Source organism: Mycobacterium sp. 2YAF39, assembly GCF_052114565.1.
Lineage (GTDB): Bacteria > Actinomycetota > Actinomycetes > Mycobacteriales > Mycobacteriaceae > Mycobacterium.
The window spans coordinates 548,741-571,661 of record NZ_JBFREZ010000001.1 but is presented as its reverse complement, the minus strand read 5'-3'; the positions used below and the strand labels follow the sequence as shown (position 1 = coordinate 571,661).

At 65.8% G+C, this 22,921-nt stretch carries 18 protein-coding genes; 10 read left to right on the top strand and 8 right to left on the bottom strand.

Annotated elements, in window-relative coordinates; all coding sequences use genetic code 11:
• Positions 1 to 2 precede the first annotated feature (2 nt).
• Positions 3 to 3,299: an exodeoxyribonuclease V subunit beta gene (gene recB, locus AB4Z42_RS02845; protein ID WP_442008101.1), complete on the top strand. Its 3,297-nt coding sequence runs from the start codon at positions 3 to 5 to the stop codon at positions 3,297 to 3,299.
• Positions 3,296 to 4,972, top strand: coding sequence for an exodeoxyribonuclease V subunit alpha (gene recD / locus AB4Z42_RS02840; RefSeq protein WP_442007589.1), 1,677 nt, complete (start codon positions 3,296 to 3,298; stop codon positions 4,970 to 4,972). Before recB ends, recD begins: the two co-directional genes overlap by 4 nt.
• Here recD and AB4Z42_RS02835 read toward each other — a convergent pair.
• Entirely contained in the window at positions 4,969 to 6,633 is a 1,665-nt protein-coding gene (locus AB4Z42_RS02835) for a purine-cytosine permease family protein (protein ID WP_442007588.1), read from the bottom strand. The genes recD and AB4Z42_RS02835 overlap by 4 nt on opposite strands.
• A 148-nt stretch (positions 6,634 to 6,781) precedes the next feature.
• Positions 6,782 to 7,216, bottom strand: coding sequence for a nitroreductase family deazaflavin-dependent oxidoreductase (locus AB4Z42_RS02830; RefSeq protein ID WP_442007587.1), 435 nt, complete (start codon positions 7,214 to 7,216; stop codon positions 6,782 to 6,784).
• Positions 7,217 to 7,272: 56 nt separating this feature from the next.
• On the opposite strand from AB4Z42_RS02830, the gene AB4Z42_RS02825 reads away from it, so the two are divergent.
• Both AB4Z42_RS02825 and AB4Z42_RS02820 read left to right on the top strand, forming a co-directional pair.
• Complete coding sequence (locus AB4Z42_RS02825) at positions 7,273 to 7,722, top strand: SRPBCC family protein (RefSeq protein ID WP_442007586.1); 450 nt, start codon at positions 7,273 to 7,275, stop codon at positions 7,720 to 7,722.
• On the top strand, positions 7,715 to 9,508 hold the full coding sequence (locus tag AB4Z42_RS02820) for a sulfatase-like hydrolase/transferase (protein ID WP_442007585.1): 1,794 nt from the start codon (positions 7,715 to 7,717) through the stop codon (positions 9,506 to 9,508). The genes AB4Z42_RS02825 and AB4Z42_RS02820 overlap by 8 nt, the downstream gene beginning before the upstream one ends.
• 9 nt (positions 9,509 to 9,517) lie before the next feature.
• Here the strand turns inward: AB4Z42_RS02820 and AB4Z42_RS02815 are convergent, their stop codons facing one another.
• Complete coding sequence (locus tag AB4Z42_RS02815; protein ID WP_442007584.1) at positions 9,518 to 10,459, bottom strand: MBL fold metallo-hydrolase; 942 nt, start codon at positions 10,457 to 10,459, stop codon at positions 9,518 to 9,520.
• Between the two features lie 641 nt (positions 10,460 to 11,100).
• On the opposite strand from AB4Z42_RS02815, the gene AB4Z42_RS02810 reads away from it, so the two are divergent.
• Together AB4Z42_RS02810 and AB4Z42_RS02805 are read left to right on the top strand one after the other, a co-directional pair.
• Positions 11,101 to 12,735 carry a fatty acyl-AMP ligase gene (locus tag AB4Z42_RS02810; RefSeq protein WP_442007583.1) on the top strand — a complete coding sequence of 545 codons (1,635 nt, stop codon included), beginning with the start codon at positions 11,101 to 11,103 and terminating at the stop codon, positions 12,733 to 12,735.
• A 48-nt stretch (positions 12,736 to 12,783) separates the two neighbouring features.
• Complete coding sequence (locus AB4Z42_RS02805) at positions 12,784 to 13,584, top strand: GAF and ANTAR domain-containing protein (RefSeq protein ID WP_442007582.1); 801 nt, start codon at positions 12,784 to 12,786, stop codon at positions 13,582 to 13,584.
• 1 nt (position 13,585) lies between these two features.
• On the opposite strand, the gene AB4Z42_RS02800 is transcribed toward AB4Z42_RS02805, so the two are convergent.
• Genes AB4Z42_RS02800 through AB4Z42_RS02790 form a run of 3 tightly spaced genes read right to left on the bottom strand, consistent with a single transcriptional unit; the run spans position 13,586 to position 16,286 of the window.
• Positions 13,586 to 14,341 carry a GAF and ANTAR domain-containing protein gene (locus AB4Z42_RS02800; protein WP_442007581.1) on the bottom strand — a complete coding sequence of 252 codons (756 nt, stop codon included), beginning with the start codon at positions 14,339 to 14,341 and terminating at the stop codon, positions 13,586 to 13,588.
• Positions 14,342 to 14,368: 27 nt separating this feature from the next.
• Positions 14,369 to 15,076, bottom strand: a complete 708-nt coding sequence (locus tag AB4Z42_RS02795; protein WP_442007580.1) for a GAF and ANTAR domain-containing protein — start codon at positions 15,074 to 15,076, stop codon at positions 14,369 to 14,371.
• A 55-nt stretch (positions 15,077 to 15,131) separates the two neighbouring features.
• Entirely contained in the window at positions 15,132 to 16,286 is a 1,155-nt protein-coding gene (locus AB4Z42_RS02790; RefSeq protein WP_442007579.1) for a fatty acid desaturase family protein, read from the bottom strand.
• A gap of 209 nt (positions 16,287 to 16,495) precedes the next feature.
• Between AB4Z42_RS02790 and AB4Z42_RS02785 the strand changes: the two genes are divergently transcribed.
• Both AB4Z42_RS02785 and AB4Z42_RS02780 read left to right on the top strand, forming a co-directional pair.
• A complete protein-coding gene (locus tag AB4Z42_RS02785) occupies positions 16,496 to 16,633 on the top strand; it encodes a hypothetical protein (protein ID WP_442007578.1) in 138 nt (45 codons plus the stop codon).
• Complete coding sequence (locus AB4Z42_RS02780; RefSeq protein WP_442007577.1) at positions 16,617 to 17,813, top strand: N(5)-(carboxyethyl)ornithine synthase; 1,197 nt, start codon at positions 16,617 to 16,619, stop codon at positions 17,811 to 17,813. Before AB4Z42_RS02785 ends, AB4Z42_RS02780 begins: the two co-directional genes overlap by 17 nt.
• A gap of 7 nt (positions 17,814 to 17,820) precedes the next feature.
• Here AB4Z42_RS02780 and AB4Z42_RS02775 read toward each other — a convergent pair whose 3' ends face one another.
• Positions 17,821 to 18,957: a glycosyltransferase gene (locus tag AB4Z42_RS02775; protein WP_442008100.1), complete on the bottom strand. Its 1,137-nt coding sequence runs from the start codon at positions 18,955 to 18,957 to the stop codon at positions 17,821 to 17,823.
• A 331-nt stretch (positions 18,958 to 19,288) separates the two neighbouring features.
• Here AB4Z42_RS02775 and AB4Z42_RS02770 point away from each other — a divergent pair, with 331 nt between their 5' ends.
• Positions 19,289 to 20,893 (top strand): SLC13 family permease, encoded by a 1,605-nt coding sequence (locus tag AB4Z42_RS02770; protein ID WP_442007576.1) that lies wholly within the window; start codon positions 19,289 to 19,291, stop codon positions 20,891 to 20,893.
• Entirely contained in the window at positions 20,890 to 21,936 is a 1,047-nt protein-coding gene (locus tag AB4Z42_RS02765) for a tartrate dehydrogenase (RefSeq protein ID WP_442007575.1), read from the top strand. The genes AB4Z42_RS02770 and AB4Z42_RS02765 overlap by 4 nt, the downstream gene beginning before the upstream one ends.
• Before the next feature lie 13 nt (positions 21,937 to 21,949).
• On the opposite strand, the gene AB4Z42_RS02760 is transcribed toward AB4Z42_RS02765, so the two are convergent.
• Positions 21,950 to 22,744 (bottom strand): GAF and ANTAR domain-containing protein, encoded by a 795-nt coding sequence (locus tag AB4Z42_RS02760; RefSeq protein WP_442007574.1) that lies wholly within the window; start codon positions 22,742 to 22,744, stop codon positions 21,950 to 21,952.
• Positions 22,745 to 22,921: the final 177 nt, after the last annotated feature.

Genomic DNA, 22,921 nt, shown 5'->3' with positions numbered 1-22,921 from the left:
ATATGGTGCCGTTCGATCTGCAGGGTCTGCTGCCGACGCCGCGGTCCACGACCGTGCTGGAGGCCAGCGCGGGCACAGGTAAGACGTTCGCGTTGGCGGGCCTGGTGACTCGCTACGTCGCCGAAGGGGTTGCGACGCTCGACCAGATGCTGCTGATCACCTTCGGCCGGGCGGCCAGCCAGGAATTACGTGAGCGGGTGCGCAGCCAGATCCTCGAGGCGGTGGTGGCGTTCGACGACCCCACCACGGTCGGCGACAACCAGGTGGTGAAGCATCTGCTCGAGGGCGATCCCGACGAATTGGCGCAGCGCAGACTCCGGTTGCGCGACGCGCTGGCCGGCTTCGACGCCGCTACCATCGCCACCACCCACCAGTTCTGCCAGCTGGTGCTCAAATCGCTTGGGGTTGCCGGTGATACCGACGCGGGGGTGCAACTGGTCGAGAGCCTCGACGATGTCGTCACCGAGATCGTCGACGATTTGTACCTCGCACATTTCGGCCAGCAGAAGGAGGATCCGCCGCTCACTCGCCAGCAGGCACTCGACCTCGCGCGGGAGGTCGTCGGAAACCCGCACACCGAGCTGCGCCCGCTGAACCCGCCAGCGGATTTCGAGCCCGCGGTGCGTGTCGACTTCGCGAAGGCGGTGTGCGCGGAGTTGGAGAATCGCAAGCGAAAGCTCGGCATCCTGCACTACGACGACCTGCTCTCCCGGCTCGCAAATGCATTGGAGGCCGCCGATTCACCGGCGCGTGCCCGCATGCAGCGCCGCTGGTCGATCGTCATGGTCGACGAGTTCCAGGACACCGACCCGGTGCAGTGGCAGGTGATCGATCGCGCGTTCTCCGGTGCCTGCACGGTGGTCCTGATCGGCGATCCGAAGCAGGCGATCTACGCGTTCCGCGGCGGCGACATCGTCACCTATCTGCACGCCGCCGACAGTGCCGGTGAGCGCCGGACCCTCGGCACCAACTGGCGCAGCGACGCGCCGCTCGTCGACAGCCTTCAGGCGGTGATGCGCGACGCGCAGCTCGGTGACGCCAGAATCGTCGTGCGGGAGGTGGCGGCCAACCATACGGAGCACCGACTCAAGGGCGCGCCGCACAACGATCCGTTCCGGCTGCGTGTGGTGTCGCGAGACACGTTGCGCACCAAGCCCGACCGCGTCATCACGATGGACAGATTGCGCGCCCACATCGGCAAAGACCTGGCCGCCGACATCGCGGCGCTGCTGTCGAGCGGGGCGACGTTCTGCGACAGGCCGTTGAAGCCGGGTGACATCGCGGTGATCGTCGAGACGCACCGAGACGGCCGGGTGTGCTTCGACGCGCTTACGGCCGCGGGCATCCCCGCCGTCTACACCGGCGACTCCGACGTGTTCAGCTCGCAAGCGGCCGACGACTGGCTGTGCCTGCTCGAGGCATTCGATCAACCGCACCGCTCAGGGCTGGTTCGCGCGGCGGCGACCACCATGTTCTTCGGTGAGACCATCGAAACCCTTGCCGCCGAAGGTGACACGTTGACCGATCGCATCGCCGACACCCTGCGTGAGTGGGCCGATCATGCGCGCGAGCGTGGCGTGGCCGCCGTGTTCGAGGCCGCACAGCTGCGGGGCATGGGCACGCGTGTGCTGTCGTGGATCGACGGTGAACGCCATATGACCGACCTGGCGCATCTGACGCAGGTCCTGCACGACACCGCCCACCACGAGCACTTCAGCCTGCCTGCACTGCGCGACTGGCTGCGGACGCAGCGCGAAGAGCGCAGCGGCGCAACCGAACGCAACCGGCGGTTGGACAGCGACGCGGCGGCCGTGCAGATCATGACGGTATGGGTGAGCAAGGGGCTGCAGTACCCGGTCGTGTACCTGCCGTTCGCATTCAACCGCAACATCCAGACCCGCGACGTCGTGCTGTTCCACGACGGTGACACCCGCTGCCTGCACATCGGCGGTGAACAAAGCCCCGACTACAACAGCGTGCAACAGCTGGGCAGGCGCGAGGCGGCCAGTGACGATGTCCGGCTCACCTACGTCGCGCTGACCCGCGCACAGTCTCAGGTTATCGCGTGGTGGGCGCCGTCCTGGGACGAACCCAACGGCGGGCTGTCGCGGCTGCTGCGTGGCCGTCAGCCCGGCGATCCGGTGGTGCCCGACCGCTGCGACCCGCCGAAGGTCGACGACGCCGACGCGATGGCGACCCTGCGGGCGTGGGAGACCGTCGGCGGGCCCGTCCTCGAAGACTCGGTCATCGCGCCGTCCGCGGCGGTCGAATTGCCGGCCACCCCATCGGGTCTCGCGGTGCGCCACTTCCATCGGCGGATCGACGCATCGTGGCGACGGACGTCGTACTCGGGGCTGATCCGGGCGGCCGAGTCCTCGACGGGGGTGACCAGCGAGCCGGAGGTGATCGAACTCGACGACGAGGTCGGCGAGGTGCCGGTGCACGAGCGGACCACTGTCGGATCTGACGTGGTATCCCCCATGGCGAATCTGCCGACCGGCGCGAAGTTCGGGACGCTGGTGCACGCGGTACTCGAAACCGCCGATCCGTTCGCGCCAGACCTCCCGGCCGAACTGGAGTCGGAGATCCGGGAGCACATGGTGTGGTGGCCCGTCGACGCGGCGCCGGAGGATCTGGCGGCGGCCATGGTGCCGCTGCACGACACCCCGCTGGGCCCGCTGGCGCCTGGCACCACACTGCGACAGATCGGTCTTCGAGACCGGTTGCAGGAGATGGACTTCGAGTTTCCGCTGGCCGGTGGCGACGTGTTGCGCGGTGTCGCGGCGCCGATCACGTTGGCCGACATGGGCCGGCTGCTGGCAGCGCACCTGCCTGCCGACGACCCGCTGGTGTCCTACGCCGAGCGGCTGTCGGGCGGAGCATTGGGTGCGCAGTCGTTGAAGGGCTATCTGACCGGCTCACTGGATGTGGTGCTGCGGATCGACGGCCGATACCTCGTGGTCGACTACAAGACGAACTGGCTGGGCGAGCCGGAGCGGGAATTGACGGCCGCCGACTACAGCCCGTCGCGGATGGCCGAAGCGATGTTGCACTCGGACTATCCGTTGCAGGCGCTGTTGTATTGCGTGGTGTTGCACAGGTTCCTGCGCTGGCGGCAACCGGACTACTCGCCCGAAACCCATCTCGGTGGGGTGCTCTACCTGTTCGTACGGGGTATGTGCGGTGCGCAGACGCCGGTCGTCGACGGGCACCCGGCAGGGGTGTTCAGCTGGCAGCCACCGGCCGCGCTGATCGTGGCGATATCGGATCTGCTCGACGCGGGGACGGTGGCGGCGTGACGCTCGAGGCGTTCGCGGAGCTGTTCGAGCCGGCCGATGTTCACGTCGCACGGCGGCTCACCGCGTTGGCCAAGGAGCCCGACGAGTCGGTCGCGTTGGCCATCGCGATCGCGGTGCGCGCGCTGCGCGGCGGGTCGGTGTGCGTGGACCTCCGGTCGATCGCCGACCAACTCGAGATGCCGGACCTGCCGTGGCCGTCGCCGGACGGCTGGTTGCAGGCCGTGCAGGCGAGCCCACTCGTCACCGAGAAGCCGGTCGTGCGGCTGCTCGGCGACCTGTTGTACCTGGACCGGTACTGGCTTGAAGAGCAGCAGGTGTGCGACGACGTGCTGACGCTTCTGTCGTCGACACTTCCCGGCACGGTGCCGAGTCTCGAGCGGCTGTTCCCCGAAGGCTGGGAGGAGCAGCGCGCCGCAGCAGAAATCGCACTGACACAGTCGCTTACGGTGTTGACGGGCGGCCCGGGCACGGGCAAGACGACGACGGTCGCGCGGCTGCTGGCACTGTTGGCAGAGCAGGCGTCGCTGTCGGGCCGCCCGCCGTTGCGCATCGCTCTTGCGGCGCCGACGGGCAAGGCCGCGGCACGGCTGCTCGAGGCGGTCCAGTTGGAGGTCGACAAGCTGGACGCCGCCGACCGCAACCGCCTACCGGAGCTCACGGCGTCGACGCTGCATCGACTGTTGCGGTCACGGCCGGACAACTCCTCGCGGTTCCGACACCACCGGGAGAACCGGCTGCCGCATGACGTGATCGTCGTCGACGAGACGTCGATGGTGTCGCTGACCCTGATGGCGCGACTGCTCGAAGCGCTGCGTCCCGACAGTCGGCTGATGCTCGTCGGCGACCCCGACCAGCTGGCGTCGGTCGAGGCGGGTGCGGTGCTGGCCGACATGGTCGACGGTCTCGGTGAGCGCTCCGACGTCCGCATCGCGGCGTTGAAGACCTCGCACCGGTTCGGTGAGTCGATCGGCAAGGTGGCGTCGGCGATCCGCATCGGCGCCGCCGACGAGGTCATTGCCCTGCTGCGGGCCGGTGGCGACCACATCGAGTGGCTCGAGACCGACGACCCCGGCGAGCATCTGCGCAAAGTGCTTCTCCCCCACGCGTTGCGGCTGCGGGAGGCAGCGATCCTCGGCGATGCGCAGGCCGCGATGTCGACGCTGGATGAGCACCGGCTGCTGTGCGCGCACCGGCGCGGTCCATACGGGGTCCGGTTCTGGAACCACCAGGTGGAGCGCTGGCTGACCGACGCGACGGGTGAGCCGCTGTGGACGCAGTGGTACGCCGGGCGGCCCATCCTCGTGACGGCGAATGACTACGGGCTCGGCCTGTACAACGGCGATACCGGGGTGACCGTGGTCCGCGGCGACGGGTTGCGCGCCGTGGTGGCCGCGGGCGCCGAGCCGATCGACTTCGCGACCGGCCGGCTCTCCGACGTCGACACCATGCACGCGATGACGATCCACAAGTCGCAGGGCAGCCAGGCCGACGAGGTCACCGTGCTGCTGCCGCTCGAGGATTCGCGCCTGTTGACCCGCGAGCTGTTCTACACCGCGGTGACGCGGGCCAAGGAGAAGATCCGCGTCATCGGGACCGAGGCCTCCGTGCGCGCGGCGGTCCAGCGGCGCGCCGTGCGGGCGTCCGGCCTGGCACGGCGACTGAGTGCGGTCTAGTCGACCTGCGCGGGCAGCACGTGGTCGGCGACCTTGTCGGTGCTCAGGCACAACGAGCAGACATGCGCGTCGTGCGTCTCACACCTCATCATGTCGGGTCGCTCGTAATCGTGATGGCAGACATGGCATTTGAGGTGCTCACCGGACGGATTGCCGTGCTCGTCGTACATGGGCAGGTCGATGCCGTCATCGGTGCGGCGCAGGTAGTACTTGCCCTTGGTCGCGATGGCGATGATCGGCGGGAGCACCAGGGCCAGGCCGATGGCGACCAACGGCGAATAGGGACGGATAGCCGCGCCGAGCCCACCGAAGAACGCGAGGACGGACACGCCCGCGGCGATCAGCATCGACCCGAAGCCGACCGGGTTGAACGCGTAGAGCATGCCGCGCCGGAACTCCGGCTGCTTCGGTGACAGCTTGAGCAGGTACTTGTTGAACACGATGTCGGACGCCACCACGACCACCCACGCCATGCCGCAGTTGGCGTAGAAGCCAAGGATCGTGTTGAGGAAGTCGAACATGTTGGCTTCCATCAGGATCAACGCGATCAGCAGGTTGAAGCCGAGGAACACCAGGCGACCCGGGTAGGTCTTGGTGACACGCGTGAACGAGTTGGTCCACGCCAGCGATCCGGAGTAGGCATTCGTCACGTTGATCTTCACCTGGCTGATGACCACGAGCACCACCGCAAGCGTCATGGCCAGCCACGGCGGCAGGAAGTTCTGGTAGATCTCCAGGAACTGATGCACGGGCTGGTTGGCGATGCCTGCGCTGTCGGCGACGTTGGCGATCAGGTACACCGCCAGGAACAGTCCGACGATCTGCTTGATCGCACCGAAGATGACCCAGCCCGGTCCCGCGAGGAACATCCACGTCCACCAACTGCGCTTGTTCTCCGGTGTCTTGGGCGGCATGAACCGCAGATAGTCGTTCTGCTCGGCGATCTGGGCGATGAGCGAAAGACACACGCCGGCAGCCAGCAACGTCGACCCGAGATCGAACCCTTGTACGCCCTTCTCACCCTGGTAGGCGAAGAACTGGCCCACCGACTCGGGATGGCTCACCACGAGATAGACGAACGGCGCAACCATCAGCACCAGCCAAAGCGGTGTCGTCCAGACCTGAAGTGTGGAAAGCACTTTCATCCCGTAGATGACCAAGGGGAAGATGATGAGCGTAGAGGCGGCGTAGCCGATCCACAGCGGAATTCCGAGCCCGAGCTGCAGGCCCTGCGCCATGATCGAACCTTCGAGGGCGAAGAAGATGAACGTGAACGTCGCGAAGATGACGTTGGTGACCACCGAACCGTAGTAACCGAATCCGCTGCCGCGGGTGACCAGGTCGAGATCGATGTTGTATCGCGCCGAGTAGTAGGCCACGGGAAATCCGGTGGCCATCACGACGACCGCGAAGATCAGGATGCCCCAGAGCGCGTTCGTGGTTCCGTAGGCGATGCCGATGTTCGCCCCGATGGCGAAGTCGGCAAGGTAGGCGATGCCGCCAAGAGCCGAGATGCCGACCACGCGAGTGGACCACTTGCGATAGCTCCGCGGGGCAAAGCGCAGCGTGTAGTCCTCGAGAGTCTCCTTGGTCGCGGTCATGGTGTCGAGGTCGGTCACGACGGCCTCGTTCACCGGGTCGCTGCTGAGCTCTTGGGTCATTCGGCAAAGTTAGGACCGCTCTGTTTCCGGACTGTCACCGTTGTGTTCCGGACGCGAGAGAACGCCGAGGTCAAGATCATTCGTCAACTTGATGCGGTTTCGGCGTGCTAAGTCACGCTCAGCGTGACCAGGCACGCCGAAATCACAACTAGACGTCGGCCACCAGCTCGAAAACAGGAATCACGCGATCGGTGCGCTTCTCGTACTCGCCGAATCCCGGGGCGCGTTCGACGATGATCTTGTAGATCCGGTCGCGGTCCTCCCGCGTCAACTCACGGGCGACGACGGGGCGTTTCGGATCCGAGCCGATCTCGACCTGGACGTGCGAGTGGGCGCGGAGATTGAATACCCATGCCGGGCTCTCGTCGCGGCCGGCCGCGGAACCGACGATGTAGATCTTGTCGTCGATGTCGAAGTACCCCACGAGGTTGACGCGCTCGGCGCCGCTCTTGGCGCCCGAGGAGGTCAGCAGCAGCAGCGGGAAGCCCTCGAACTGCCCCCCGACTTTTCCGCCGTTGCGGCGGAACTCCTCGATGTTGTTCTTGTTGAATTCACGTTCATCGGCCATTGCGTCGTCGGTCATGCTCCCATCGTGGCACTTTCACCCGTCGGGCAATCGAGAACGCGTAGCGTGAAGCGGTGGCCGACATCGACCGCACCCGCACCATCGCGGCTGCCCCGCAGGAAGTCTGGGATGTCCTCGCCGACTTCGGCGCCATCGGCACCTGGGTCGACCGGATCGACCATTCGAGCATCCTTGTCCACGGCGCCGACGGGAACCTCATCGGCACGACCCGGCGGGTCCAGCTGGGGCGCAACACGCTCGTCGAACGGATCGTCGAGTTCGACGCGCCGCACGCCCTGGCCTACGACATCCAAGGCCTGCCCAGGCGGCTGCACAGGGTCGCCAACCGCTGGACTTTGCGACCGTCAGGTGAGTCGACCGTCGTCACCCTGACCACCACCATCGAAATCGGCTCTGGCCGAATACAACAGCTGGCCGAACGCGTCGTATGTCGCGTCATCACCAAGCAGTCCGACGACTTACTCGCCGGACTCGCACAGCGATTGGAGAGGTCTCGTGTCTGACAGGCCCGACATCGTCATCCTGATGACCGACGAGGAACGTGCGATACCCCCGTACGAGGCACCCGAGGTGCTCGCGTGGCGGCAACGCACGCTGGCCTGCCGCAAATGGTTCGACGAGAACGGGGTCAGCTTCGGTCGCCACTACACCGGCTCGTTGGCCTGTGTGCCCAGTCGCCCAACGATTTTCACCGGGCAATACCCCGACCTGCACGGCGTCACGCAGACCGACGGAATCGGCAAGGTCTTCAATGATTCCCGCATGCGATGGCTGCGCAGGGGCGAGGTACCCACACTCGGCAACTGGTTCCGTGCGGCCGGATACGACACGCACTACGACGGCAAATGGCACATCTCGCATGCCGATCTGACCGACCCCGCCACCGGCGATCCCCTGGCGACCAACGACGACGACGGCGTCATCGACCATGTTGCGGTGGAGAGTTACATCGAGGCCGATCCGCTTGCGCCGTACGGGTTCTCGGGTTGGGTCGGTCCAGAGCCGCATGGCGCGCTGCTGGCCAACGCCGGTGTCCGCCGCGACCCGCTGATCGCCGACCGCGTCGTCGCCTGGCTCAACGACCGCTACGCGCGGCGCCGTGCAGGCGACGCGGCGGCGCTGAAGCCGTTCCTGTTGGTGGCCAGCTTCGTCAATCCGCACGACATCGTGCTGTTCCCGGCGTGGTCGCGCAAAAGTCCGGTGCAGCCGTCGCCGCTGGATCCGCCTCAGGTGCCCGCCGCGCCGACCGCGGACGAGGACCTGTCGACAAAACCCGCCGCGCAGATCGCCTTCCGGGAGGCCTACTACTCCGGCTACGGGCCCGCACCTGCGATCGATCGGACCTACAACCGCGGTGCCCAGCGCTACCGCGACCTCTACTACCGGCTGCACGCCGAGGTCGATGCGCCGCTGGACAGGGTGCGCCGCGCGGTGACCGAGGGTGGTTCGGACAACGCAGTGCTCGTGCGGACCTCCGACCACGGCGATCTGCTCGGCGCCCACGGCGGCCTGCACCAGAAGTGGTTCAACCTCTACGACGAGGCCACCCGGGTTCCGTTTGTCGTGGCGCGTATCGGCACGGGTACGACGTCGGCACGCGCGGTGTCGGCGCCGACCTCGCATGTCGACCTCGTCCCGACGCTTCTGGGCGCCGCAGGCATTGATGTCCAGGCGGTGGCGTCGACGCTGCGGGAATCGTTCTCCGAGGTGCACGACCTGCCCGGGCGCGATCTCATGCCGGTGGTCGACGGCGCGCAGGCTGACGACTCGCGTGCCGTGTACCTGATGACCCGGGACAACATGCTGGAAGGCGACACAGGCGCGTCGGGCCTGGCACGCCGCTTGAAGCTGACGGCGAACCCCCCTGCACCGCTGCGTATTCAGATTCCCGCGCACGTCGGCTCCAACTTCGAAGGGCTGGTCGTCAGGGTCCCCGACGCCGACGGCGGCGACGGTCACCTCTGGAAGCTGGTGCGCACGTTCGACGATCCGGCGACCTGGACCGAGCCCGGGGTGCGTCACCTCGCAGCCAATGGACTCGGCGGTGAGGCGTACCGGACGTCGCCGCTCGATGACCAGTGGGAGCTCTATGACCTGACCGTCGATCCGACCGAAGCCGTCAACCGGTGGAGTGACCCGGAGCTGGACGAACTGCGCAGGCACCTGAGGATGCAGCTCAAGCAGGCACGGACCGATGCCGTTCCCGAGCGGAACAATCCGTGGCCTTATGTGTCCCGCCGGCCACCGCCGAAGCGTCGGCGACTGTTCGGGCGCCTACTCAGGCGGTGATGTCGGCGCTCAGGCCATGCAGCTCAGTGGCCGCCCTCCGTTGTAGGTGACCATGTCGGTCAGCGCCGCGGCGACGTCGATGCGCGCACCCAGCGGGGCGCCGTCGAGTTCCGCATACGCCCGGTGCAGATTGCCGACGATGCGCTCGCGATCCAGGAGGTCGGCGTACTGACCGAGGTTCAGTTCGCGTGCGGCCTCGAGCGGCGACAGTCCCGCCTCGCGGCCGCTACGCGCACTCGACTGGACGAACCGCAGGTAGCCCACCACGTCATCGATGAGCGCTGGTCCGGTTACCGCGCCGTGTCCCGGCACGATCGTCTGCGCGCCGAGCGGTTTGAGCACCTCCTCCAACACCTTGATGGCGCCGGCCACTGATCCCTGCACCAGAAACGGCGTTCCGCCGTTGAACAAGAGGTCGCCGCAGTAGAGCACCTTGCGTTCCGGAATCCAGACGATCGAGTCGTTGGTGGTGTGCGCGGGCATACCGACGTGACGCACGTCGGCGCGCAGCTCGTCGACCCACACCGTCACCGAGTCGGTGTAGGTGAGGAAGGGCGGCTCCAGGACGACCTCGCCCCAGTCGACCTCGGTCCAAAAGGGGGCCGACTGCGGTTCGCCCCAGTCGAGGATGCCGGTACGCGTTGCCTCGTGCCCGACGATCGTCGCACCGGCCATGAGGAAATTCCCGAACGTGTGGTCGCCATGGTGATGAGTGTTGATCAAGGTCCGAACCGGTTGTGCGGTCACCGTTTCGATCGCGTCGAGGTAGGCACGGGTGCGTCGGACAGTCGCGCAGGCGTCGACGCTGATCACGCCGCGCCGGCCGACCAGGAAGCCGGTGTTGTTGATCCACCAGGTTCCGTCGGGCTGGATGTAGGCGAAGATCCCGTCATCGACCTCCCGCAGCTCCGGCGGGGCGGGGATCGCGATGTCATGGTGAACGGTGCTCATACCAACCCAACTATCAGAAGTAATTGTCAGACGAGACGAATCCTCGAAAAGAGTTGCGCGACCGCTTCGGCTCCCGACCGCCTCGATCTCGACGCAAATGCCATCAAGAAATAGAGATGCGGAGCCGAATTTCAACCCAAAGGCCACAGATGCGCTTGAACACCACGTGCAGCAAATTTGTGAATCCGCACCGTCGACGCGGTAAAGTTTGCGCAGGTTGATTTTCCAGCCTCTCGGAAACGTCTCGGCGGCGAGTGACTCCCCGCCGGATTGGGTGCTAATCCTGACGTCAGCCGACGATTTACGGGTACGAATTTCGAGCTGGGGGGCTCGTTGCCTGCACGTACACAGTTCATAACGACTTGGGCCCATCTCGGCGTGCGCGAGTTGCCGGCAATGAATAGGTCTGTACAGTCAGTGCGTCCGACACGCACGGCACGCTGCTCCGACCGGGGCAGCGAACCATCTGGGGAGAACACAGAGGAGATGCGCGCCTCCACAGTCATCGTCGGCTCCCACCGGGGCTGCACGACGGTCGCACCCCAGCGGCTCCAACATCACCTGGCGCATGAGCAATTTCGCGCCGGGTCACTACAACAGCCAATTAGTGGCGTCTTTGCGCCTAGGCCAAAGGGATTGTCGTGAGTCGATTCACAGAGACGATGTACAGCAACGCCCAGTCGAGTCGCAAGGGCATGGTCACCGGGGAGCCCGGTGAGCCAGTCCGCCATACCTGGGCCCAGGTGCACGAACGGGCCCGCCGCGTGGCCGGTGGGTTGGCCGCAGCGGGCATCGGGCCTGGTGACTCCGTCGCGGTGCTGGCCGGCGCCCCGGTCGAGATCGCGCCGACCGCGCAGGGCATCTGGATGCGCGGCGCGGCCGCGACCATGGTGCACCAACCCACTCCCCGCACTGACCTGGTGCGTTGGGCCGAAGAGACCACCGCCGTGATCGACATGATCTCGGCGAAGGCAGTCGTCATCTCCGACCCGTTCATGCCGGCAGCGCCGGTGCTGACGGAACGCGGTATGACGGTGCTGACGATCGAGTCGCTGTTGGCGAACGCACCGATCGAGCCACTGGAAACCTTCGATCACGACGTGGCGCTGATGCAGCTGACGTCGGGTTCGACGGGCTCGCCCAAGGCCGTGCAGATCACACACGCCAACATCGTCGCCAACGCCGAGGCGATGGTCGTCGGATGCAACTTCGACATCGACACCGACGTGATCGTGAGCTGGCTACCGTGCTTCCACGACATGGGCATGACGGGTTACCTCACGGTGCCGATGTACATCGGGGCCGAGCTGGTGAAGGTCACGCCGATGGACTTTCTGCGCGATACGTTGTTGTGGGCCAAGCTCATTGACAAGTACAAGGGCACGATGACGGCCGCGCCGAACTTCGCCTACACCCTGTTCGCCAAGCGGTTGCGCAGGCAGGCCAAGCCCGGGGAGTTCGATCTGTCCTCGCTGCGGTGGGCATTGTCGGGCGCCGAGCAGGTGGACCCACTCGACGTCGAGGATCTCTGCGAAGCGGGGGCACCGTTCGGGCTGAAGCCCGAGGCCATCATCCCTGCCTATGGGATGGCCGAGACGACGGTGGCCGTGTCGTTCTCCGAGTGCGGCGGCGGCATGGTCGTCGACGAGGTCGACGCCGACCTGCTGTCGGTCCTGCACCGTGCCATTCCGGCGACCAGGGGGCACACCCGGCGGTTGGTCTCCCTAGGCAAGCCGCTGGAGGGCCTGGAGGTCCGCGTCGTCGACGAGGACGGCTGCGTGCAGTCGGCCCGTGGCGTAGGCGTCATCGAGGTCCGCGGCGAGCCCGTGACCAGGGGCTACACCACGGTGGCCGGATTCCTCCCCGCACAGGACGAGCGCGGCTGGTATGACACCGGTGACCTGGGATATCTCACCGAGACCGGCGAGGTGGTGGTGTGTGGGCGTCTCAAGGACGTGATCATCATGGCCGGGCGCAACATCTACCCGACCGACATCGAACGTGCCGCCGGCCGCGTCGACGGGGTGCGGCCCGGTTGTGCCGTCGCGGTGCGACTCGACGCCGGGCTGTCGCGGGAGACCTTCGCCGTCGCCGTGGAATGCAAGGACTACGCGGATCCCGTACAGGTGCGCCGCGTCGAGCGGCAGGTTGCCCATGAGGTGTTCGCCGAGGTCGACGTGCGGCCCCGAAATGTGGTGGTGCTGGAACCCGGGATGATCCCCAAGACAGCGTCGGGCAAGTTGAGGCGGGCACACGCGCTGTCGCTCGTGGACTAACCGGACGGGCTAAAACTGCCGCAGCGGGCGGGTACATTCATAACTCATATGGCTGAATACGACGCCCAGCCCGGCCGAGCATCGGAACACGATTTGTCTGCCGCTCAACGCGAAGCAGACGATGTCGACCTGTACGACGGCCTTCGAGGCGTGGCCGGACTGGTGGCAGGCGCCCGCGGGGTGGTCGACCTCCTCGCCGACGTGGCGGAGTTCGCGGCCCGGGCCATTCCCGGTGTCGACGGCGCCGGCGTCACGGTGATCGATGTGTCCGGGGATACCCCGTCGGTCAAGACGTGGGCGGTCACCGAGCAGTTCATCGAGCACATCGACAAGTTGCAGTATGTCGACGTCCGAGAGGGGCCGTGCATCACGTGTATGCAGACGCGGCGGCCGACTGTCAGCGGCTCGCTGGGAAGTGACCGCCGGTGGCCGCGCTTCGGTGGCGGCGTGGCCCGGATGGGCGTGCATTCCGCGCTGGCACTCCCGATGCTGGTCGGCGACCAGTTGATCGGCGCCATAAATACGTATGCGCGAAGCCGCGACGCGTTCGGCGAGCACGCCGTGGAGCTGGGCTCGCAGTTCGCCGGGCCAGCGGCGGTGTCTGTGCATAACGGGCAGCTGCTCGAGCACGCTCAGGAGCGGACGAAACAGTTGCAGGGCGCGCTGGGCACCCGCGCGGTGATCGACCAGGCGATCGGGATCATCCGCTCCCGCTCCGGAGCAGGCGCGGAGGAGGCGTTCGATCGCCTTGTGCGGATGAGCCAAGCGGAGAATGTCAAGCTCCACGTCGTGGCCGAACGGCTGGTCGACGAGGCGGTGCGGCGCGCCAAAGCGCGGCAACGCAGCTGAGTCAGATTGCCGGCGAAGAGAATTCGGCGATAGCGGAGACCAGGACTGCACGGGCGTGCCGATCGGTCATCAGCCGCCGTGCGACGTCGGTCATATGCTCGCCGTTGGCGCGGGCGTAAGCCCGCAGCAGAGTGAAGCCCTCCTCGACTGAGATGTCGAGGGTTTCGCGAAGCAACCCCTTGGCCTGCTCGACGATGACGCGGCTCGCGAGCGCGGATCGCAGCGGCGGTATGACGGACGTCGGCGTCGGCGCATGCTCCTGCAGGACCGCCACGCACGCAATGTGCGCGAGTGTCTGTGCGACGAGTCGATCGGCCTCGTTGAGCTCGCCGGGTTGGGAGCCGAAGAGGCCGAGGGTGCCCAGGACGATGCCTGCCGCGCGCATGGGGACGGCGTGCACGGAAGCGAAGCCGCCGTCGAGCGCGGCGGGCACGAATCGGGGCCACCGTGCGCCTGCGGCATTCAGGTCGGCGACTGACACGGGTTGGCCGGTCGAATAACAGTCGACGCAGGGTCCCTCGTCGGCCTGCAGCTGGAAGAGCTCCAACTCGCGGGCCTGATCGGTGGTGGCGGCCAGCACGCGCAGCTGGTCGAGCGGGTCGGCAAGGAGGAATCCGGCGGCGGCGACGTCGAGCAGCTCGGCACAACGTTCTGTGAGTTCGGTCAGCAGGTCGACGACGTCGAAGTCCTCCAGCAGGGTATCGACGAGGGAGACCACCGCGTCCAAAACGCGGGTTTCACGCGGGGTTTCGGTCATTTCACGCTCCGTCCCTGGATGGGTGCATCAGTCGGCCTCGAGCCTGAGTTCGCGGTCCAGGATGTCGCGGGCGACATCGCTGGCGCTGCGGCCGGTCGCGTAGGCGTGGGCGCGCAGGCGGACCAGCGCCTCGGCGGGCTCGACCTCGAGCTGCGCGACGAGCATGCCGGTGGCCTGGCTGACCTCGGAGCGCGACAGCGTGTGCAGCTCGGCCCAGGCGTTGCTGGCGGGGTCGGCGGCGGCGGCGTGTAGATCACTGTCGAGGAGGTCAAGCAGGGGGATGCCGGCCAGCTCGGCGGCGACGACGGCGCCGGTGAACTGCGTGTGCCCAAGGGGCCCGGGGTCGGCGCGGAAAAAGTCGAGGGCGCCAACGTACTCACCAGCCACAACGACGGGCATCGCGAAGACGCCGCGGATGTGCAGGTCCAGCATCGCCGGGCCGTAGATGGGCCAGCGCGCATCGTCTGGGTCGGCAAGATCCATGACAAGGACGGGTGCGCGCCGGGTGACCGAGTCCAGGCACGGACCCTCGCCGAGGAGGAACTGGAGTTCGTCGCACTTGCGCGCGTGTTCGCCGCTCGATCCGAGGGTTCCGGTGTTGGCGCCGTCGAACACCAGGGAGATCGCCGCCGCGTCGACGCCGAAGAGCGCCACACACGCCTCACAGAGCCGGTCGGCGGCATCCGTCCCTCGCCGACCGTCGACTGCGGCAAGCAGCTGTTCTTGGAATGCCACATCTAACCGAACGACAGCTGGGCGTCAGCGTTGCCCGCGGGTCGCGGCGTAGTAGTCATCTTTCCAGCGTCCTCTCCTGCGGAAGGTGCGGAAGCGGCGGGGTCGTACCCACGGCTGCGTCGCCAGTTGTGATCGACAGAAAGCGATCGGGCAGCGCCAGCGTGTGAATGGTTCGCAGCACCTGAAGATACTGGCGCACAAGCGAACCGGTGGTGTAGGGCAAATCGTACTTGTCGCACAGCTCCCGTACGTGCACGGCAACCTGCGGAAGGCGATTACTCGGCAGGTCGGGGAACAGGTGGTGCTCGATCTGATAGCACAGATTCCCGCTCGCGAATGCAAGAAGCGGTCCGGCCCTGAAGTTTGCGGCACCCAACATCTGCCGCAGGTACCACTCAGGCTTGGTTTCGTTTTCCAGGACGTCGGCGGTGAATTTTTCCGCGCCATCGGGGAAGTGTCCGCAGAAGATCACCACATAAGCCCAGAGGTTGCGTAGCAGGTTCGCCGTCGCGTTGGCGCCCAGTGTTCTGCGCCAGCGCGATCGGCTCAACGCCGGGAAGAACACGTAGTCCTTGAGTGATTGCCGGGCGATCTTTCGTACGAACGCGCCCCTCGCCTGGGCGACCTTTCCCTCGTCCGGCACCACGCGGTCGCGCTCCGAATGGATGCCGTGAAGGCCGATCCCCCACTCGAAAATACTGGCCAACAACAGATTACGAGCTGGCTGCAGCAGATGTTCGCGCTTCCACGGCTGGTCGCGGGTCATTCGTATCACGCCGAAGCCGAGATCGTCGTCTACGCCGACGATGTTGCTGAACACGTGATGGCGGTAGTTGTGCGAGTAGTTCCATTGCGATGAAACGCCGACCATGTCCCACTCCCACGTGCTCGAGTGGATCTCCGGGTCGTTCATCCAATCCCATTGGCCATGGCCGACGTTGTGGGCGATCTCCATGTTCTCGACGCTTTTCGCGAAGGCCAGCGACACGGTCCCCAGCAGCCAGCCTGCCCTGGACCGGGTGCAAGCGATGATCAGGCGGGCAACGACGTCCAGCGTCCTTTGGAACATGATCGTGCGCCGGATATAGGCCGCGTCGCGTTCACCGAGTGATTCCTCGATCTCGGTGCGGATGGCGTCGAGTTCACAAGCGAGCGCGTCGATATCTGCATCGCTTAGGTGCGTATACGCGGCAACATCGGCAATTGCCATCAAAAAAGTTCCCGTAGGCCGGCGGTGAATCAGGTCCGGGCTCTTGAGCGAACCCACTGAGTATGCGGACGAGCAGTCGTGATCGAAGAAGACGGTTGCGCGTCGGCGTACAGCCAGCCTACCCCGATGAGGCCTCGAGTAATCGCACTGCGCACGGGGTAAGGTCAGGTGACCGGGACCATCCAGGCCCCCACTATCAAGGGGCCATGATGTCTGATAAATCTCCTCGACAAGCCATGGGGAAGAAGTCCGGCAAGTCATTGAAAGAGAAACGCGCGGCCAAGCACGAGAAGGCGGCGGCCAAAGCGTCGTCCGCCGAGGCTTTGTTCCATGACAAGAAGCGCTGAGGCGCCAACGCTTTCGCTGGGAGTTCTTGCTCGTTCACGCAAGCCGAACGAGCGCCGATTGCCGATTCACCCGGCACATTTCAACCGGATTGATCGCCGATTCCGGCAGCGGATCTTCCTCGAGCACGGCTACGGCGCGGACTTCGGCGCCACGGACGACGGACTGGCCGAATTCGTCGGCGGAATCCGAACCCGGGAACAGCTGATCGCCGAATGCGACGTCATTCTGTTGCCAAAAGTGCAGTCGGAAGATTTGGCCGAATTCAGGACAGGCCAGGTCGTGTGGGGCTGGCCGCACTGTGTGCAGGATCCCGCCATGACCCAGATCGCCATCGATAAGCGACAGACTCTGGTCGCCTTCGAGGCGATGAATCATTGGCAGTCCGATGGCGGGTTCGGGCTGCACGTCTTTCACAAGAACAACGAGCTGGCGGGCTACTGTTCGGTCCTGCACGCCATGGCTTCCATCGGGATCACCGGCATTTATGGCCGCCGGCTGCGCGCCGCCGTCATCGGGTTCGGCGCGACCGCCCGCGGAGCGGTCCACGCCCTGAACGCCCATGGCGTTGACGATGTGCGCGTGTTGACCAACCGGGACGTCGCGGCCGTCGGGTCGCCGATTCACTCCACTCAGATCATTCAGATGGCGTCCGACCCTGACGCACCGGACCAGATATCGGCCGACACCCCGGACGAGGGGCTGGTCCCGGTGGCCGATCTACTCGCGGACAACGACATCATCGTCAACTGTGTCCTCCAGGATCCCGACGCACCCCTGGTCTTCGTCACCGAGACGGACTTGGCCGCCTTCACTCCTGGCACTCTCATCGTCGACGTCTCCTGCGACGTGGGCATGGGCTTCAGCTGGGCACAGCCGACATCATTCGTCCAGCCGATCGTTGAGTTGGCCAATGGCATCCACTATTACGCCGTCGACCACAGCCCGTCGTATCTGTGGAACTCGGCGACCTGGGAGATCAGCGAGGCGTTGTTGCCCCACGTCGAGGCGCTTCTGGTCGGCCCAGCGGCGTGGGGCGAGAGTCCGACGATCGCCCGAGCGATCGAGATCCGCGACGGCGTCGTCCTCAATCCCGCGATTCTGTCGTTTCAGCACCGCGACGATGCCTATCCGCATGCGGTCCGAGCCGCCCGCACCGAGCAGGCAGATTCAGCGCGTTAGTTCGCGGTCACGCCATTGCACGTGTCGAAGTGAGGAGGCGTTGCGCCAGCTCGACATACGCCGCGGCGACGACCGGCCACGCCACCGTCGGCGCCTGTTGCCGAACCTCGGCCGCCATCGAGCCGGCGAGTCGCGGCTGAGTGATGATCTGTCGCAGTGCCGCCGCCAGCGCGGCGGAGTCGTCGTGACCGACGACCATGCCCGCTCCGCTGCCCAGCAGCTCGACCGCATGTGGAAATGCGGTCGCCACTATAGGTCTGCCGTTCGCGAAAGCGTCGATCAGCACACCGGAGCTCACCTGCTCCGTGGAGTCGTAGGGCAACACGACCACGGAGGCTTGCTGGATCAGTTCGGCCAGTGATGATTTGTCGTAGTAGCGGGGGTCGAATGAAACCGAATCGGCGACACCGAGACGACGGGCCCGTTCGATCAGCTCATCGCGATACGCCTCGCCCTCGCCGACCGAGATCGCAGGATCCATTGGACCGGCGACCACGTAGCGAGGTCGGCCGGGGACATCGGCGAGCGAAGGCATCGCGTCGATGACCCTTTCGATGCCCTTGCCCGGACGCAGCAGGCCCCACGTCAGGATTGTGGGTCTGCTCGGGCGCTTCACCCGGGGAATGGTCGGCAACGTAGCGCCGTGCGGGATCGTGGTGACCTTCCGGCGGTCGACGGCGTAGGTGAGATATAGGCGTTGTCGCGCCGCCTCGGACAACACGACCACATGATCCGCCGAGGCCGCGATCGTCTCGAGCGCCGAACGCTGTTGTGCGGTAGGGGTTTTCGGAACCGTGTGAACGACCACAATCGACGGGACCCGTAGCCCGTCGACGATGTCGACGACGGCGTCGCCGGTGGTGCCGTCTTGGTACTGCAGAATCGCGACGTCGACCTGGCTGAGAAGGGCTTTGAGTGCCACGGCGGAGGGGGCCGAGGTGGTGGCCGCTCCCTCGTAGAGCGCCGGTCCGTCGGCCACCCAGCTGACCATCGACCCATCAGCGCCCAATGCGCCGGCCAGGCTCGCGGTGAACCTCGCAAGCCCACACGGTGGGGGCGTGTGAGTACTGACGATGCCGAACTGGACAGCGCGCGAAACTCGTTGCGGCGCGGCGAAAGAAAGGATCGGCTCGTAGATTGGCAGAGCGTTCAAGGATGGTCCAGACTTGCGGTCAGTTCCGGCATGTCCGGCGTGAGCGGTTGCTCGGCGGATCAGCGAAGATCGGCTGAAACATCCCGGACTGGCTGGGCTCCCAACAACTTGACGTTACACCCTGGCAGGCCGCTGTTTTGCCTTCCACGCCGCGTCCGCCTGGCCAGTCGGCGTCGCCAACCACGCAACGGCGACCGTCGTATCGCAGGTCAGCGCCCGATCCGAGCCAGTGATACCTGCCATGTTTAGGGTGCGCTATCAACAGGCAATCCCCCCTTCCACGAGTGTGGTGCAGGACACAGCGCAGTGGATGGAGCCGCTCATGACCACGGAAAGCTCGGTCAAAACGACCGACGTCGACAAGGCGCTCCTCGGGAGCGCCACCTATCGCAGTCTCGGCGAGCAGAAGCTCTCCCCCCAGGAGGAGCGGTTCGAGAAGGGTCGACGCACGGTCGGCCTCTTCCTCGCTCCGCTGCTGACCGTCGCCTTCCTCGTTCTGCCCCTCGACATCCCCCGCGAGCAGCAGGTGCTCGGCGGGGTGTTGCTCGGCGTCATCGCGCTCTGGATCAGCGAGGCGATCCCGATTCCCGTCGGCGGTCTGCTCGGTGTGGCGGTCGCCGTCTTCCTCGGCGTCGCCCCGGTCGACGACGTCCTCGGACCGTTCGGTTCGTCGACGATCTTCACCTTCATCGGCGCGTTCATCCTGGCGCAGGCGATGCTCAAGCACGGTCTCGCACGGCGATTCGCGTTCCGGATCCTGTCGCTCAAAGGTGTCGGCCACTCCACCACCGGGGTGATCCTCGCGTTCGGCGCGATCACGTGTCTGCTGTCTGCGTTCGTGTCGAATACAGCCACGGTCGCCATGCTGCTGCCGACGGCGATCGGCATCCTCGGCGTCATCGCCAAGCTGTTGCAGAAGCGCGGTGACGTCGAACCCGACTTCGACCCGCAGCGGCTGCGGGTCGGGTCGGCGATCATGCTGATGCTGGCCTACGGCGCCAGCGTCGGTGGCCTGCTGACTCCGGTGGGCAGCCCGCCAAACCTGATTGGGCGTGGCCTCATCGAGGAGGCCACCGGCGAGAGGATCAGCTTCGGGCAGTGGATGGTGATGGCCGTCCCGATCTGTCTGCTCATGTTCGTGCTCCTGGCGTTCATTCTGTTGCGGCTGAACAAGCCGGAGATCAAGCGCATCGACGGCGTCGCGGAATACGTGAAGGAGGAGCGCGAGAAGCTGGGCTCACTGTCGCGGGCCGAGAAGAACACTCTCATCGCATTCGGTATCACTGTCACGCTGTGGATCCTGCCCGGCATCGTCGCGTTGATCGCCGGCACCGAGTCAAGCGCCTACGAGTTCATCAGCGACCGTTTGGACGAGGGTGTTGTCGCCGTGTTCGGGGCAGCGCTGCTGTTTCTGCTGCCTACCGACTGGAAAGAGCGCGAGTTCACGCTGCGCTGGAGCGACGCCGCTGAGATCGACTGGGGCACAATCATTCTCTTCGGGTGCGGCATCATCTTCGGTTCGCTGATCTCGTCGACCGGACTCGCCGAGACCATCGGCACCTCCATCAACGACGCTCTGGGGTTGTCCAGCATCATCCCGATCACGATATTCGCGGTGATCCTCGCCATCGTCGTATCGGAGACTACGAGTAATACGGCGTCGGCCGCGGTGGTGGTGCCGATCATCATCCCGGTGGCGGTGGCCGCGGGCGTCAACCCGTTCGTACCGGCACTGGCGGCGACGTTCGCGGCGTCGTTCGGGTTCATGCTGCCGGTGTCGACGCCGCAGAACGCGATCGTCTACGGGTCCGGCGTCGTCAAGATCACCACCATGATCAGATCCGGTATCACGTTCGATTTCGCCGGCGCGCTCCTGATCATCGTCCTGTTGCCGTTGATGGTGTCACTGCTCGGGTTGGGCGGATGACGTCGATCGCTGTCATCCCGGGCGACGGGATCGGCCCGGAGGTCATCACATCGGCGCGAGCGGTACTCGACGCGGTCGCGGGCAAGCACGGAATCGAGTTGTCCTACACAGACTTCGACTGGTCCTGCGAACGATACACCCGTGAGGGCGCCATGATGCCCGCCGACGGCATCGAGACACTGCGGGAGTTCGACGCGATCCTGTTGGGCGCCGTTGGTTGGCCGGGCGTGCCCGACCATGTGTCGTTGTGGGGGCTGCTGATCCCGATCCGGCGAGCGTTCCGCCAGTACGTCAACCTGCGCCCGATCAAGGTGTTCGAGGGCGTCGAGAGCCCGCTGCGCGTCACGGGCGAAGTGGACTTCGTCGTGGTGCGGGAGAACGTCGAAGGCGAATACAGCGAGATTGGCGGCCGGCTCAATCGCGGGTTCCCCGACGAGATGGCAGTCCAGGAGTCGGTTTTCACCCGCGTCGGGGTGAGCCGGATCGCAGACTATGCGTTCGAATTGGCGCGGTCACGGCGCGGGTACGTGACATCGGCGACGAAGTCGAACGGGATAGTGCACACGCTGCCGTTCTGGGACGAGGTGGTCGCGGAGCGGGCGGCACTGTTCCCTGACGTGCGGATGGACAGCGAGCATATCGACGCGCTGGCAGCGAAGTTCGTATTACAGCCGCAGCGTTTCGACGTCGTGGTGGGGTCAAACCTGTTCGGCGACATCCTCTCTGACCTCGCAGCGGCAGTCGCGGGGTCGATCGGCATCGCGCCGTCGGCCAACTTGGACCCGACGAAGGAGTATCCGTCGATGTTCGAACCGGTGCATGGTTCGGCGCCCGACATCGCGGGGCGCGGGATCGCCAACCCGGTGGGCGCGGTGTGGTCGGCGGCGTTGATGCTCGAGCACCTTGGTCACACTGTCGCGGCCGGTGAGGTTTTGGCGGCGATGGAGGCCACCTTGGCGAAGCCTGAGACCCGCACTGGTGACCTGGGCGGTACCGCGTCGACGGTCGAGGTTACGGAGGCACTCGTCGCGCAGTTGGGTTGAGGGCTGGGGTGCCCTACTCGCTCGGTTTGTGCCGGGCGCGGGCGCGGCGCACGGCTTCGTCGACCATTTGTTGAGCCACGTCAGCCACCTTGCGATGTTCCGCTTGGCTTATCGCCCGCAGGTGGGTGAACGCGTCCTCGACGCTGCGTCCGGTACGTCCCCGGATGAGGCCGATGGCCTGATCGATCACCGGGCGCGTGGCAAGCGCCGCCTGCAGTCGCACGGTGAGAGACAGCGCGTCGTCCAGGACCTGTGCGTTGTGCACAGCGACCGCCGCAGGTTTGGCGAACAATTCGCCGAGTTCGGCCGCGTGCTGATCGAAGACGTCTTTGCCATGGGCGTACACGTTGATCGCCCCCACCACCTGATCTGGCAGCAGCAGTGGCAGCGACAGTGCACTGTGCACACCCAACCTGCCCACGCGCGGACCGAACCGTGGCCACAACTTCTCTCCACCCAACGATCCGGAACGCACTGTGCGACGTTCCAACGCCGCCGTGATGCACGGCCCCTCACGGACGGTCACGTACTGGATTTCGTCGATGTCTGCGACAAATTGAGCACTCGACGCCAATGCCGCGACGATGTTGTCCGGCTGATCGAGCCGCAACAACGTCACACCGGCACCGTCGGCACCGGGTATCGCGCGCACCGCGAACGTGGCCACCTCAGCCAATAACGCAGGCAGCCCGAGACTGCCCGCCACCAGGCCCGCCAGGTCGCCGATACCGGCTTGCAGATCGGCGTCATCGGCACTGATCTGATCCGGCGTCCGTGAGCCGTTGTCGCCTGTCGTCAACTCTGCCATCGCCGGCACCTGCGCTCACCGTCCAAGCTCGTGGCGTATTCGCCGCGAGATGGCTCCTACACTAGTCGGCCTGAGGTGCAGGTTCCTGACTCCGACCAGGTTGCTGAACACCACCGTGCAGACCATCCAACGGGTGTAGCGTCCTAGGCGCTGAGAACCCCAGCTGGTCCGGGATGA